This is a genomic window from Streptomyces sp. NPDC026515, from assembly GCF_055567595.1.
Map to the genome: position 1 here is coordinate 128,758 of NZ_JBVHQD010000003.1, position 12,496 is coordinate 141,253.

The 12,496-nt window shown below is 73.3% G+C and carries 16 protein-coding genes; 10 read left to right on the forward strand and 6 right to left on the reverse strand.

Features of this window, described 5'->3' with window-relative positions:
* Positions 1-76 precede the first annotated feature (76 nt).
* The 4 genes from ACZ4O3_RS06640 (at position 77) to ACZ4O3_RS06655 (ending at position 2,295) form a co-directional block, all read left to right on the forward strand.
* Positions 77-418: a hypothetical protein gene (locus tag ACZ4O3_RS06640; RefSeq protein ID WP_362722688.1), complete on the forward strand. Its 342-nt coding sequence runs from the start codon at positions 77-79 to the stop codon at positions 416-418.
* Positions 419-530: 112 nt separating this feature from the next.
* Positions 531-734 carry a hypothetical protein gene (locus ACZ4O3_RS06645; RefSeq protein ID WP_362722691.1) on the forward strand — a complete coding sequence of 68 codons (204 nt, stop codon included), beginning with the start codon at positions 531-533 and terminating at the stop codon, positions 732-734.
* Between the two features lie 15 nt (positions 735-749).
* A complete protein-coding gene (locus ACZ4O3_RS06650) occupies positions 750-1,394 on the forward strand; it encodes an NAD(P)H-binding protein (RefSeq protein WP_467721660.1) in 645 nt (214 codons plus the stop codon).
* A 103-nt stretch (positions 1,395-1,497) separates the two neighbouring features.
* A complete protein-coding gene (locus ACZ4O3_RS06655; protein ID WP_362722694.1) occupies positions 1,498-2,295 on the forward strand; it encodes an SDR family NAD(P)-dependent oxidoreductase in 798 nt (265 codons plus the stop codon).
* 63 nt (positions 2,296-2,358) lie between these two features.
* Here the strand turns inward: ACZ4O3_RS06655 and ACZ4O3_RS06660 are convergent, their stop codons facing one another.
* The 4 genes from ACZ4O3_RS06660 to ACZ4O3_RS06675 all read right to left on the reverse strand — a co-directional run bounded on the left by ACZ4O3_RS06660 (position 2,359) and on the right by ACZ4O3_RS06675 (position 4,750).
* Positions 2,359-2,877 carry a P-loop NTPase family protein gene (locus ACZ4O3_RS06660; protein WP_362722697.1) on the reverse strand — a complete coding sequence of 173 codons (519 nt, stop codon included), beginning with the start codon at positions 2,875-2,877 and terminating at the stop codon, positions 2,359-2,361.
* Positions 2,878-2,893: 16 nt separating this feature from the next.
* On the reverse strand, positions 2,894-3,496 hold the full coding sequence (locus tag ACZ4O3_RS06665; RefSeq protein WP_467721444.1) for a hypothetical protein: 603 nt from the start codon (positions 3,494-3,496) through the stop codon (positions 2,894-2,896).
* An 80-nt stretch (positions 3,497-3,576) separates the two neighbouring features.
* The gene (locus tag ACZ4O3_RS06670; protein ID WP_467721445.1) at positions 3,577-4,032 is read right to left on the reverse strand and encodes a DUF1153 domain-containing protein; all 456 of its coding nucleotides are present in this window, start codon (positions 4,030-4,032) and stop codon (positions 3,577-3,579) included.
* Positions 4,033-4,120: 88 nt separating this feature from the next.
* A complete protein-coding gene (locus ACZ4O3_RS06675; RefSeq protein ID WP_467721446.1) occupies positions 4,121-4,750 on the reverse strand; it encodes a hypothetical protein in 630 nt (209 codons plus the stop codon).
* A 287-nt stretch (positions 4,751-5,037) separates the two neighbouring features.
* On the opposite strand from ACZ4O3_RS06675, the gene ACZ4O3_RS06680 reads away from it, so the two are divergent.
* Complete coding sequence (locus ACZ4O3_RS06680) at positions 5,038-5,682, forward strand: dihydrofolate reductase family protein (protein ID WP_384994573.1); 645 nt, start codon at positions 5,038-5,040, stop codon at positions 5,680-5,682.
* Positions 5,683-5,835: 153 nt separating this feature from the next.
* On the opposite strand, the gene ACZ4O3_RS06685 is transcribed toward ACZ4O3_RS06680, so the two are convergent.
* On the reverse strand, positions 5,836-6,750 hold the full coding sequence (locus tag ACZ4O3_RS06685; protein WP_467721447.1) for an SDR family oxidoreductase: 915 nt from the start codon (positions 6,748-6,750) through the stop codon (positions 5,836-5,838).
* A gap of 85 nt (positions 6,751-6,835) precedes the next feature.
* Here ACZ4O3_RS06685 and ACZ4O3_RS06690 point away from each other — a divergent pair, with 85 nt between their 5' ends.
* Positions 6,836-7,399 (forward strand): TetR/AcrR family transcriptional regulator, encoded by a 564-nt coding sequence (locus tag ACZ4O3_RS06690; RefSeq protein ID WP_467721448.1) that lies wholly within the window; start codon positions 6,836-6,838, stop codon positions 7,397-7,399.
* Positions 7,400-7,536: 137 nt separating this feature from the next.
* Here the strand turns inward: ACZ4O3_RS06690 and ACZ4O3_RS06695 are convergent, their stop codons facing one another.
* Positions 7,537-9,168, reverse strand: a complete 1,632-nt coding sequence (locus ACZ4O3_RS06695; RefSeq protein WP_467721449.1) for a phosphodiester glycosidase family protein — start codon at positions 9,166-9,168, stop codon at positions 7,537-7,539.
* Between the two features lie 326 nt (positions 9,169-9,494).
* Here ACZ4O3_RS06695 and ACZ4O3_RS06700 point away from each other — a divergent pair, with 326 nt between their 5' ends.
* From ACZ4O3_RS06700 to ACZ4O3_RS06715, 4 genes are all read left to right on the forward strand, one after another.
* On the forward strand, positions 9,495-10,235 hold the full coding sequence (locus tag ACZ4O3_RS06700) for an SDR family oxidoreductase (protein ID WP_467721661.1): 741 nt from the start codon (positions 9,495-9,497) through the stop codon (positions 10,233-10,235).
* Positions 10,236-10,294: 59 nt separating this feature from the next.
* The gene (locus ACZ4O3_RS06705; protein ID WP_467721450.1) at positions 10,295-11,194 is read left to right on the forward strand and encodes an SDR family oxidoreductase; all 900 of its coding nucleotides are present in this window, start codon (positions 10,295-10,297) and stop codon (positions 11,192-11,194) included.
* A gap of 74 nt (positions 11,195-11,268) precedes the next feature.
* A complete protein-coding gene (locus tag ACZ4O3_RS06710; RefSeq protein ID WP_362728560.1) occupies positions 11,269-11,544 on the forward strand; it encodes a nuclear transport factor 2 family protein in 276 nt (91 codons plus the stop codon).
* Positions 11,545-11,647: 103 nt separating this feature from the next.
* On the forward strand, positions 11,648-12,268 hold the full coding sequence (locus ACZ4O3_RS06715) for a TetR/AcrR family transcriptional regulator (RefSeq protein ID WP_362728562.1): 621 nt from the start codon (positions 11,648-11,650) through the stop codon (positions 12,266-12,268).
* Positions 12,269-12,496: the final 228 nt, after the last annotated feature.

Here is a 12,496-nt window from a genome sequence, read left to right on the forward strand (position 1 = left end):
TCCCGGAGCGGCGGATCCATGGACGTACCCCCGCGGCAGGTGCCATGATCATGCGGACACACCCGGGGGAGAGACCATGAAGCTGTACCTGGCCATCGCGCCCCTGCTGGGGGCGGCACTCATCGCCGCCTCCGGCGCCGCCTCGGTCACCCGTGGCTGGGTGCTCCCCATGAACCGTCGCCATGTCCGCTCCCCGCGCGTCTACGGCTGGGGCCAGCTCGTCATCGCCTTCGCGCTGTGCTGGCAGGTCGTCTTCGGCCTCGTGATCGACACTCCCGGTGTCCGCCAGTCGGGCACGCTGATCGGCAGCGTGATCCTCCTGGCCGGCCTCGCCGTGATGATCACCGGGCAGGTCGCCCGCGGCGGCCGCGGCGGCAGCGGTGACGACGCCGGCCGTACGACTCGGCGCTCCGGGTAAGCCTTTGACGGCACCGGCGCGGGGCGTCCAGGGTGTGCTCGTCATCACGGCGGCCCACGGCCGCCCATGTCGATGACACACCGTCAATCCCGCCTGGACGAAGGAGACGTGGGTGATCGTCGTGTCGGCGGCCTCGGCGGCCTCGGCGGCCTCGGCGGCCTCGGCGGCCTCGGCGGCCTCGGGGGCACTGGGGCGGCTGGTCGTGGAGCGGTTGCTGGCCCGGATCCCGGCGACGGATCGCACCGTCGCCGTGCGCTCCCCCGATCGCGTGGACGACCTCGCCGCCCGGGGCGTCCGGGTCCGCCGCGGCGACTAAGACGAGCCGGCCACCCTGAACGCCGCGTTCAAGGGCGCCGACCGGCTGTTGCTCGTCTCGTCCCCCGAGCTCGACCCGACCCGCGGCCACCACCGGGCCGCCGTCGACGCGGCCCGGGACGCCGGGGTCGGCGCGGTCGTCTACACCAGCTTCCTGGACGCCGGCACCAGGGCCGACGGGCTCACCTCGGCACATCACCTCACCGAACAGGCGCTCCGGGACAGCGGTCTGCCCCACACCCTGCTCCGCCACCCCTTCTACAGCGAGGCGTTCCTGAACCCCGGGCTGCACGTGGCCGTATCCGACGGGGAGCTGTCCGACGGCACCGGCGGGCACGGGATCAACACCGCCTCCCGCGCCGACCTCGCCGAGGCGGCCGCCCGCGTGCTCACCGAGGACCACCCTCTGGGCCGCGCCTACGACTTCACGGGCGTCCGGTGGACGTTCCCCGAGCCGGCCCGGATCCTCAGCCGCATGCACGGCAGGCCCATCCGCCACCGCGAACGCGATCCCCTCCCCGGCGTCAGCGGCTGGCTCGAGCGACAGGTCCGGTCCGGCGCCCTGGAGCGGCAGACCGACGATCTCACGCGCGTCCTCGGCCGCCCGCCGACCTCACTGCGCCAGGCCGTGGGAGAACTCTTCCCGGCCGCCGGTACCTGACCACGAGACGCCGCGGGACAGGGGGGCCGCCGAGGTCCGCAGGGCGAACGCGATCTACACTGGCGGCCCGTACCCGCCAGGTGACCTGGGAGGCCGCTCGCTCATGGATCTGCAACTCGCCGGAAAGTGCGCGATCGTCACGGGCGCGAGCCGGGGCATCGGATACGCCGTCGCCCGCGCGCTGGCCGCCGAAGGTGCCGCTGTCGTGCTGGCCGCCAGAGGCGGGGACGCGCTCGACGCGGCGGCCGCGCGCATCGTCGCCGACGGCGGCCGGGCACTGGCCGTGGTCACGGACACCACCGACGAGGCGTCCGTACAGGAACTGGTGCGGCGCGCGGCCGACGAGTTCGGGAGCGTGGACGTCCTCGTCAACTGCGCCGCCACCCCTGCCGCTTCGGGGTTCGCCAGTGCGCTCGCCGACATCGACGACGACCGGCTCCGCCAGGAGGTGGAGACGAAGGTCCTCGGCTACCTGCGCTGCGTGCGGGCGGTGGCACCGCTGATGACCGCGCGCGGTTGGGGGCGCGTCATCAACGTCAGCGGTCTGGCGGCCCGGCAGACCGGGTCGGTGATCGGCTCGGTGCGCAACGTCGCGGTGGCGGCGATGACGAAGAACCTGGCGGACGAACTCGGCCCCCAGGGCGTCAACGTCACCGTCGTCCACCCCGGCGCGACGATCACCGAGGCGTCCCCGGCGTTGTTCACCGCCATGGCCGAGGCGCAGGGCGTGGACGAGACGGAGGCCGTACGGCGCCTCGCCTCGGAGGTGAGCATCGGACGTCTGGTCACCGCGGAGGAGGTCGCGAGCACCGTCGCCTTCCTGGCCAGCCCGCTGAGCGTGGCGATCAACGGCGAGTCGATCGCCGTCGGCGGCGGGAAGGCCGGCCCGATCCACTACTGACCCGCTCCCGCCTTCCGTCCGGCGGTGCGGTCCTGGGGCGCCCTCACCGGCTGCCGGCCGGGGTCACAGGGCTGCCAGCCAGGCCGTGGTGTCCTGGGGGCGGCGGAAGCGGAGGGTGTGCAGCGGGGCGAAGCGCGGATCGTGCAGACGGCGCTCGATCTCGCGGGTACGGGGCGCGTGCTGCGCCCAGGCCCACCAGGCGGGGTGGTCGCGGTGCAGCCAGCCGGTCCAGGTCTCCCTGTTGCCGCCGAAGACGACCTCGCGGGTGACGGTGCGTCCCAGGGAGCGGCGCAGGACGCGGGGCATGATGACGTGTCTGGGGTAGTCCAGCCAGATCACGGTGTCGGCGCGGTCCCACATCAGGTCCCGGACCTCGGGATATCCCAGTGAGTCGATGATCCAGCCCTGCCCGGCGGTGAGCCGCGAGACGTCCGCGGCCAGGTTGCCGTTGGTGGCCCACTGGGGACCGTTGTAATACAGGGCGTCCATCTCGTGGTAGGGCAGGCCCAGGCGGCCGCTCAGCGCACGTGCCAGCGTGGACTTGCCCGCGCCGGTCACACCCACCACCAAGATCCGTTCCACGGCTGCACCCTACCGGTCAGCCGATGGGGCGCATGACGCCGGTTCCGCAGCCGAGGCCGAGGCAGATACCGCCCGCGCCGCCGTTGCCGCCGCGGCCGCCGGTGCCGGTGCCTGCCGCGGTACCGCCGGTCCCACCGGTGCCTCCGCCCGCGCTGTTGGTGCAGATTCCGGCGCAGATCCCGCCGTTGCCGCCGTTGCCGCCGTTGCCGCCGGTTCCGCCGTCGGTGTCCTGGCGACCAGGTGTGCCGGGTGTACCGGTGCCGCCGTTGGCGCTGTTGTCGCACAGTCCGGCGCAGATCCCGCCGCGGCCGCCGTTGCTCCCGTTCACGGTTGACTTGCAGTTGCCCGCGCACACCCGGTCCCCGATGCGGACGCTGCCGTCGCCCGCCTTGACGGTGACGATCCGGCCGCTGCCGAACAGGCTGCCGCCGCCCGGCCGGGCACTGTCGGCGGGAAGCTGCCGGGTGGGTGCGGCTGTGGCCGCGGCCGACGTGGCGGGGTGGCCCTGCGGGACCGGTGCCGCCATCGCGGCCGGTGCCGCGACCGCCGCAGCCGCACCAGCGGCCAGGACGGTGGAGACCGTGAGACCGAGACGGACCTTCCAGGAGCGCGTACGCATGGCAATCCTCTTTCCAAAGGCTCGGGCTTGGCAGAAGGACACCGGCCCGCACCGGGCCGGTGCGGGCCGGGAACAGCTCCTCAGGAGCCGAACAGGGAATTCAGGCCGGTCAGTGTGGCCCAGTTCCCCTCACGGAACTGTTTGTCCCAGGTGTCGAACTCCTTCTCGGAGATCTTGTATTTCTTGATCACGTCGTCCTTCTTCGCCTGTCCCGACTCCACGGCCAGCACGATCCTTGTCCGGTCCAGGCCGGTGAGATCCGATCCGTTCCTGTCGGGCAGCTCGCCGATCGCGAGGCAGCCGGGTCGGCCGGGTCTGCCGGGCTCTCCGGGCCGGCCGGGAGCACCGCCCTTGCCGCCTTCCCCGCCCGCTCCGCCCTTCCCGCCGTGGCCGCAGAGGTGCGGGTCGGCCGGGGCGGCGTGGTGGGTGCCGGCAGTGCGGTACGAGGCTGCCTGGGCGGCGCAGGCCGTGCCGGAGGCGAAGGCCACCGAGGCGACAGCGAGGACGAGCGGACGCCGCCAGAGACTTATGGACATGGGGTTCTCCGTTTTCGTTGGTCGGGTCGGATCGGATCGGGGCCGGGGGTGCAGGCCCGCCGGCCTGCACCCCGCCCGGGACGGGAGGTCAGAAGAGGCTGCCGCCGCCGGCGCCACCGTTGCCGCCCAGGCCGCCGAAGAGCAGACCGAGCCCGCCCGCGCCGCCCTTGCCGCCGTTGCCGCCCTGGAAGACACCGAAGCCGCCGTTGCCGCCCTTGCCGCCGTTGCCGCCCTTGAGGATGCCGGAGCCGCCGGAGCCGCCGGATCCGGCGCTGCCGCCGAACAGCCCCGTGCCGCCGTTGCCGCCGGCGCCGCCGTTACCACCGACGACACCGTCGCCCCCGCCTCCGCCGCCGCCCCCGCCACCGCCGGACAGGATGCCGGCGCCCCCGTTGCCGCCCTTGCCGCCGTCGCCCCCGGCCCCCAGGACGCTGCCGCCGCCGGAGCCGCCGGAACCACCGCCTCCGCCGATGAGACCGCCGCCTCCGGCGCCTCCGTCCCCGCCGGCGCCGCCGCCCTGGACGAGGCTCACGACATGCCCGGTGGGCATCGGTGCGGCCATCGCGGCGGACGTGGGAAGGAGGATGCCCCCGGTGATCACCGCGGCCGATGCGGCGAATGCCGCGAGACCGAGGCCCCGGCGCCTGGAACGGACGCCGCTGTCGGTGCGGCGACGGCCGGCACGGATCTTGCTGTTGGTGTGGAAAACACGGCTCATGGGATTTCTCCTGTCGATGGGGGCTCCTGTTCCTGCCCCGGAAAGTACGGACGGTCCGGATGTCCTTCCGGTGAGGCCCGCACTTCAAGTAGGCCCGAGGGGCACGACAGGGTCACGTTCCGAGGGATCGTGACTTGACCCGATGGAGCAAACCGGGTAAAGGCCGCAAAAGGACCGTGCCGGAGGGGCGGTCGTGGACGGCTGTCGATCCGGCCGTCTCCCGTTCGACGTCATGGTGTGCGGCGCCCCGCCGCACGACGACGCACCAGGACCTGATGAGGAACCCCATGGATCAACTGCTGAAAGTCATGAATTTCTGCGTCTCGAGCGACGGTGTCGGCGCGGGTGAGCAGCAGAGTCTTGAGCGGCCGTTCGGTCTCGACGGTGCCCAGAGACTGTTCGCCTGGGCGGGAGCCACGGCGAGCTGGCCGATGCGCACGGAACCCGGTGGCAGCCGGGGCCTCGACGACTGCTTCACCCGGGACTTCGCGCGCAACATCGGCGCCGAGATCATGGGCCGCAACAAGTTCGGGCCCCAGCGCGGGCCGTGGTCCGACGACGAGTGGCGCGGCTGGTGGGGTGAGGAACCGCCGTTCCGCACGCCGGTGTTCGTCATGACCCACCACGAGCGTCCGTCGTTCACGCTCTCCGACACCACGTTCCACTTCGTCGACGGCGACGCGGCCGCGGTCCTCGAACGGGCGCGGGAAGCGGCGCAGGGCCGGGACGTGCGGCTCGGCGGCGGGGTGTCCACGGTCCGGCAGTTTCTCGACGCGGGCCTGGTCGACACCATGCACGTGGTCGTCTCGCCGGTGAAGCTAGGGCCGGGGCTGCGGCTCTGGGAGTCCCCCGACGAGCTGCTCGACCGCTTCCATCTGGAGGTCGTACCGAGCCCGAGCGGCGTGACGCACCACCTGTTCTGGCGAAGGTGACGCGAAGCCCCGCGTGAGCGCACGCCGGTGCCGGCACCGGAGCGCGGCCGGCGGCCGCTCGGACCTGGGGCCGCAGAGCGGTGCCGGGTGCGCCGCGGCACCCGGCACCCGCTCCGCGGGCGACCGGCAGTGGGCCCCGGTCGCCCGCCCGGGTCAGGCGGCCGGGCCGAAGTAGTGGCCCTTGTCCAGGTCCTCCAGCAGGCCCGGGTGGGCCGGCCGCCACTCCAGCAGTTCACGGGTGGCCGTGCTGGAGGCCGGGTTGTGCATGCCGATGAAGCCGCCCAGCCAGGTGAAGTGTTCGGCCGCGTCCGCGGGCGGCACGGAGACGACCGGCACGTCCAGGTGACGTCCGATCACCTCGGCGACGTCACGGATCGCCACGCCCTCCTCGCCCGCGCCGTGCAGCACCGAACCGGCCGGCGCCTTCTCCACGGCCAGCCGGAACAGCCGGCCGACGTCGAGCCGGTGCGCGGCGGGCCACCGGTTGGCGCCGTCGCCGACGTATCCGGAGGCGCCCCGCTCCCGGGCGATCCCCACGAGTGCCGCCATGAATCCGTTGTCGCCCTCGCCGTGGCAGGTGGGCGCGAGCCGGACCACCGAGGAACGCACACCGTGCGCGGCCAGTTCCAGCGCCGCCATGGCGGTGGCCTGCCGTTCGGATACCGGCGAGCCGTCGACCGCCGGCATGTCCCGCTCCGTGGCCAGTCGCCCGGGAGTGAGCCCGAGCAGGCCCGATGCGAGCACGAAGGGCCGGTCCGAACCGGCCAGCACCTCGCCGAACGCGTCCACGGCCCGGCGGTCCGCCTCGGCCGCCCCTCGGAAGTCGCCGCTGAAGGCGATGTCGTGCTTGAAGGCGAGATGGATCACGCCGTCCGACGCGGCGGCGGTCGCGCGCAGCACGTCCAGATCGTCGACGGTGCCGCGGACGGCTTCGGCCCCGGCGCTGGTGAGCGCGGCGGCGGAGGAGTCCGAGCGGGCCAGTCCGACCACCTGGTGCCCGGCGTCGAGGAGTTCGGGAACGACGGCGGAGCCGAGCCAGCCGGACGCGCCGGTCACGAAAACACGCATGGGGAACTCCTGACTATCGATGACAGTGACTGACATCGACGGTAGCACTCGATGTCAGTCACTGTCATCGCGTAGGATTCGGGCCATGGGCAGATGGGAGCCGAACGCGCGGGAGCGCCTGGCGGCAGCGGCGTTGCAGCTCTACGCGGAGCAGGGGTACGAACAGACGACGGTGGCGCAGATCGCCCGGCAGGCCGGCCTCACCGAACGGACCTTCTTCCGGCACTACGCCGACAAGCGCGAGGTGCTCTTCGCGGGCTCGCCGCTCCAGGAGCTGTTCGTGGCCGCCGTCGTGCAGGCCCCGGCGTCCGCCCCGCTGCTCGACGTGCTCGGCGCGGGACTGGACGCGGCGGCTGAGATGTTCGCCGGCCGCCACGAGTACGCCCTGCGCAGGCAGGCCGTGGTCGTCGCTCACCCCGAGCTCCAGGAGCGCGAGCTGATCAAGCTCGCCTCGCTGGCGGCCGCCCTCGCCGAAGCCCTGCGCGGGCGCGGCGTGCCGGAGCCCACCGCGACCCTGACCGCGGAAGCCGGGGTGGCCGTCTTCAAGGTCGGCTTCGAGAGGTGGCTCGCGGCGGCCGAGGAGACCGACATGGCGCCCCTGACGCGGGAGCTGCTGGACGAGCTCGGCAGGGTGACCGCCAGGTCCTGACGAGGGCCGGCAGCCCGGCGCGGCGCGGCGGTGCCGGCGTGAAGCCCGTCGGAGCCACGCCCGGCACGGCCGGCGCGTCGGATATCCCGGTGCCGCGCCGGGCGGATGCCCCCGGCGCGGCCGGAATGTGCCCCGGCTCAGTCCCGTCCGGTGCGCGGCAGGACCTGGACCGTGTCGCCGACGGCACGCTCGCCGGTGGCGTCGGACGTGACGTTGACCAGGCTGCCGTCGACGGCCATGGCGGAGGAGCCGCCGCCGTCCAGGTTGAGTGCCTGTACCGCGCCGAGTGAGCGCATGAACCGCGCGGCCTCGGCGAGCGTGAAGCCCTCGCTGACACCGGGCTGCCGGCCGTCCACGGTCACGAGCAGCAGCCGCCCGCGGCCGTCGATGCCGGCCAGGGTGCGCGGCTGGCGCACGTTGGACCAGGCGAACCCGAAGGAGAGGTCGAGCGGGTCGAGTGTGCCCTCGGTGGCCGCGTCGATGTGGACCCGGCCGTCCTCGACCAGCGTCGGGGCCGCGCTGACGACGCTGTCGTCGGGACCGAGCCGGACCTGCCTGCCCGAGGCGTCCCGGACCGTCTCCCGCAGCTTCAGCCGGCTGCCCGTTGCGGCGTGCTCGGTGAGCCAGCCGGCCGCGGCCCCGGTGCCCTGGAGGACCGAGCCGCCGTCGGGTACGGAGCCGCCCCGGTCGCCGCGGGACACCACGACACCGTGCCGGTCCAGGACCACCTGGACGCCGGCGCCGGCCGGCAGTGGCGCCCCGAACTCGGAGGTGAACTTCACCAGGTCGTCCGCGAGCGAGCAGGTGACGTCCTGGCGGGGGAGTTCGGTGGGCACGGAGCCGGGGCGGCCGCAGTTGCGCACCTTGCCAGGGACCCGGTTGATGCCCTCCACCGCGCGGACGGCGGAGCCGGAACGGACGGTCACCGTGGTGGACAGGTCGGCGACCCGGGTGTGGCGTCCGCCGTCGGCGAGGATCAGCGCGGCACGGGCGCCGGCCGCCATGGACTGCAACTCGCCGTGGACCGCGGACAGTCCGGCCGAGGTGCCCTGGACGCCGTCGGCGTCGGAGGTGACGAAGAATCCGCCGTTGACGCCGACCAGGGAGCCCAGGCGGGCAGCCACCGTCGAGGTCTTCTCGCGGTCCGCGGTGTCGCCGCCGTCGCTGACCTCGACCGTGCCGCGCAGCCGGGCCGGATCGACGACGGCGACATGGATGCGTTCCGCGTCGGTGCCCGTGCGCCCGTCGTAGCCCGTCCACTCGACGGAGGTACGGAACCCGGCGGCCGACACCGCCGAGCCCAGCGTCGCCGCTTCGGCCTGCGTGGCGTACCGGCCGACCCGGACCTGCCATCCCATCGTGCCGTGCGGGGTGTCGGTGTACTGGTCCCACGGCACCCGCTCGGCGCGCGGTGTGAACCCGGCGGCCCGCAACTGTCCGGCGGTGGTGTCGGCCCAGCCGCGGTCACCCAGCGGGGCCCAGGCGGCGGCGCCCGTGAGGCGGTTGACGGCCGGGGCCTGGACGGTGACCGTCCACACGCCGGCGGCCCGCGGATCGCTGAGCACCCCGGTACGGACCTCGACGCCGGGGGCCACGTACCGAGTGGTCCACGCGACCGCGTCCGCGTCGGGGTCGTCGGCCTGCGCGCTCGCGCCGGCCGACGGAACGAACGCGACCAGGGTCAGTACGGTCCCCAGCACCAGACCTCGTCCGGCCCTCCGGCGCACACTCCGTACCGCGCACCCGAACGTCTCGGCTCTGACAGACATGCCTCTCCCGACGTACGACTCGACCTGTGCGGCGCCACCGGTCGTACCCGCACCGCCCTGCCATCCCAGGCCGACGCGAAGGCTCCTGGGTGAAGCGGCGGACACGTGCGGGAAAAGCCTGTCTGACATCCGACACACCGTCATGTCCCCTCCCGTGGGCGAGCATTCCTCCTCGCGACCCCGGTCCGGTGCACGGCTCACCGGTGGGCGCGGCGCTCCGCCCGCCCATGCCCCTCGAATATATGGACGGCGCGTTCATTTAGTGGTTATATGAACGAGCGGTTCATTTGAGTGCCACCTCGGACAAGGAGTCCCTCATGAGCACGATGAGCACCCCCATCACCGACCGCGTCGCCCTGGTCACCGGAGGCTCCGGCGGCATCGGCCGGGTCGCGGCCGAGCGGCTCGCCAAGGACGGCTTCGCGGTCGCCGTGCAGTACGCGGGAAACAGGGCCAGGGCCGAGGAGACCGTGGCCGCGATCACCGCCGCCGGCGGCAGGGCCCTGGCCGTGGGAGGCGACGTAGCCGACGAGAAGGCGATGAGCGAGGCCTTCGACGCGGTCGAGTCGGCCTTCGGCGGCATCGACGTGGTCGTGAACACCGCCGGGATCATGGTCCTGGCGCCGATCGCGACGTTCGACCTCGCCGACCTGGACCGGATGCACCGCACGAACGTCCGCGGCGCCTTCGTCGTCTCCCAGCAGGCGGCGCGCAGGGTCCGTCCGGGCGGCGCGATCGTCAACGTCTCGACCTCGGTGGTCCGCACCCAGCTGCCGGGCTACGGCGCCTACGTCGCCGGCAAGGCCGCGGTCGAGGGGCTGACCCTCATCCTCGCCCGTGAGCTGCGCGGCCGGGACGTCACCGTCAACGCCGTCGCCCCCGGCCCCACCGCCACACCGCTGTTCCTGGACGGCAAGGACGACGCCACCATCGCGAACTTCGAGAAGGCCACCCCGCTCGAACGGCTGGGCCGGCCCGAGGACATCGCCGAGGTCGTCTCGTTCCTGGCCGGTCCCGCGCGCTGGGTCAACGGACAGGTTCTCTACGCCAACGGCGGACTCGCCTGACCCCGCCGCACTCGCACCACCCCGCTCCTCCACCAGCACTGCGGAAAGGAACCACGCCCATGTCCACCACCGGCCACGTCGTCGTCATCACCGGCGCCTCCAGCGGTTTCGGAGCACTCACCGCCCGCGCACTCGCGGACGCCGGCCACACCGTCTACGCGGGCATGCGCCAGACCACCGGCCGCAACGCGCGCGAGGTCCAGGCCGCCGCCGGCTACGCCGACGAGCACCACGTCGACCTGCGGTCCGTCGAGCTCGACGTGAACTCCCAGCTCTCGGTCGACACCGCCGCCGCCCGGATAGAGGCCGAGCACGGCCGCATCGACGTACTGATCCACAACGCCGGGCACATGGTGACCGGGCCGGCCGAGGCCTTCACCCCCGAGCAGCTCGCCGAGCTCTACAACGTGAACGTCCTGTCCACCCAGCGCGTCAACCGCGCCGTGCTGCCGGGTATGCGCCGCCGCCGGCAGGGACTGGTCCTGTGGGTGTCCAGCAGCAGCGTCAAAGGCGGCACCCCGCCCTACCTCGCCCCCTACTTCGCGGCCAAGGCCGCCATGGACTCCCTCGCGGTGTCCTACGCCGGTGAACTCGCCCGCTGGGGCGTGGAGACCTCGATCGTCGTCCCGGGTTCGTTCACCAGCGGCACCAACCACTTCGCCCACTCGGGCCACCCCGACGACACCACCGTCGAGGCCGAGTACGAGAGCCGGTACCCGGGCCTGATGGACCAGGTGGCGACGGAGCTCGCCGCCCTCGCTCCCGGGGGCGCCCCCGCGTCGCTCGTCTCCGACGAGATCGCCCGCATCGTCGCCCTGCCCGCCGGACGGCGCCCCTACCGCGTGCACGTCGACCCCGCCGACGACGGATCCGAGGAGGTCTCCGAGACCGCCGACCGGATCCGCCGCGGCTTCCTCACCCGCATCGGCCTCGCCGACCTGCTCACCGTCCAGAGCTGAGACGCGTGTCGCGGAGCGGCAAGAGGGGCGCCGGTTCCCGCGTCCCGGCCCCACCCACCGAGGAGGCACCCCGCATGAGCACCGACGACATCCCCGCCGCGTTCACCCAGGACGCCGAACTCGACGACCGGGGCCGCGAGTACCACGGCCGCGAGGGCGTGCGCGCCTGGGACCGGACCGACAACATCGGCGTCCAGGCACACTTCGTACTGGACGCGATCGAGCCGGGCACGTCGTCCGACACCCATGTCGCCACCCTGACCGTGACCGGCAACGGTCACAACGGCACCGGTCCCCTGGCCTTCCGCCTGCGCGACGGGCTGACAGCGAGCCTGCGGATCGCTCCGTGACACCCGCGCGGGACACGAGCGTGCAGACTCGATGGGGGAAGCGCCCACCGCGGACACCGACACGACACGACACACGCCCCCGGGCGACCGAGCAGGAGCACACATGACGAACGAGGCCAACCGACCCGCCGCCGGGGAGGGCAACGGTCGCGGACGGGGGCGCCGGCCGGCGGGCGAGGTCCGGGCGGACGTGCTGCGCACCGTCGGGGAGCTGCTGCTCAGCGAAGGCATCGGCGACCTCACCTTCGAACGTGTCGCCCGGGCGGCGGGCGTCAGCAAGACCACCCTCTACAAATGGTGGCCCTCCAGGGGCGCGCTCTGCCTGGACGGCTACTTCCACGCCGTCGAGAACACGCTCGCCTTCCCCGACACCGGGGACATCCGCGCCGACCTGCTCGCCCAGCTCCGCGCCTTCGCCGAGGTCATGACCCAGACCCCGGGAGGCCGGATCCTGGCCGAACTGATCGGTGAGTCACAGACGGACCAGGACCTGGCCACCGCCTACCGCAAGCTGTACTCATCGCAGCGGCGCCGGCTGGCGGGGGAGCGCCTGCAGCGGGCGCAGGAACTCGGTCAGATCCGCGCCGACACCGACGTGCAGATCCTCGTCGACCAGCTCTGGGGCGCCGTCTACCACCGGCTGCTCATCCCCGACGAACCCGTCACCGACGACTTCGTCGTCGGACTCGTGAGCAACCTGCTGGACGGAGTCGGCCCGAAGTAGTCCCCTCCGGACGGTTCAGGCGCCCGTGGCGGCGGGGTCGGGCGACAGGTGTTCGTGGACGGCGCGCCACAGTGCGCGCAGGATGCCGGGCCGGCGTGTCCCCGACGGCGCGGCCCGCCGATGGGCCGCCCTGTCCTCCGGCAAGGCCACTCGGCACCCGTGCGGCTCCGTACGGCGCCCGTGCCCGCAGGTGCCGGGCGGCCTCCGGCGCTTCGTCGACGCCCGCGT

Excerpts from the sequence above, each read along its gene's own strand:
- ACZ4O3_RS06680 (WP_384994573.1), top strand. The coding sequence starts at position 5,038 with ATGGATCAACTGCTGAAAGTCATGAATTTCTGCGTCTCGAGCGACGGT.
- ACZ4O3_RS06675 (WP_467721446.1), bottom strand. The coding sequence starts at position 4,750 with ATGAGCCGTGTTTTCCACACCAACAGCAAGATCCGTGCCGGCCGTCGC.
- ACZ4O3_RS06655 (WP_362722694.1), top strand. The coding sequence starts at position 1,498 with ATGGATCTGCAACTCGCCGGAAAGTGCGCGATCGTCACGGGCGCGAGC.
- ACZ4O3_RS06640 (WP_362722688.1), top strand. The coding sequence starts at position 77 with ATGAAGCTGTACCTGGCCATCGCGCCCCTGCTGGGGGCGGCACTCATC.
- ACZ4O3_RS06710 (WP_362728560.1), top strand. The coding sequence starts at position 11,269 with ATGAGCACCGACGACATCCCCGCCGCGTTCACCCAGGACGCCGAACTC.
- ACZ4O3_RS06670 (WP_467721445.1), bottom strand. The coding sequence starts at position 4,032 with ATGTCCATAAGTCTCTGGCGGCGTCCGCTCGTCCTCGCTGTCGCCTCG.
- ACZ4O3_RS06715 (WP_362728562.1), top strand. The coding sequence starts at position 11,648 with ATGACGAACGAGGCCAACCGACCCGCCGCCGGGGAGGGCAACGGTCGC.
- ACZ4O3_RS06700 (WP_467721661.1), top strand. The coding sequence starts at position 9,495 with ATGAGCACCCCCATCACCGACCGCGTCGCCCTGGTCACCGGAGGCTCC.
- ACZ4O3_RS06690 (WP_467721448.1), top strand. The coding sequence starts at position 6,836 with ATGGGCAGATGGGAGCCGAACGCGCGGGAGCGCCTGGCGGCAGCGGCG.
- ACZ4O3_RS06705 (WP_467721450.1), top strand. The coding sequence starts at position 10,295 with ATGTCCACCACCGGCCACGTCGTCGTCATCACCGGCGCCTCCAGCGGT.
- ACZ4O3_RS06695 (WP_467721449.1), bottom strand. The coding sequence starts at position 9,168 with ATGTCTGTCAGAGCCGAGACGTTCGGGTGCGCGGTACGGAGTGTGCGC.
- ACZ4O3_RS06685 (WP_467721447.1), bottom strand. The coding sequence starts at position 6,750 with ATGCGTGTTTTCGTGACCGGCGCGTCCGGCTGGCTCGGCTCCGCCGTC.
- ACZ4O3_RS06665 (WP_467721444.1), bottom strand. The coding sequence starts at position 3,496 with ATGCGTACGCGCTCCTGGAAGGTCCGTCTCGGTCTCACGGTCTCCACC.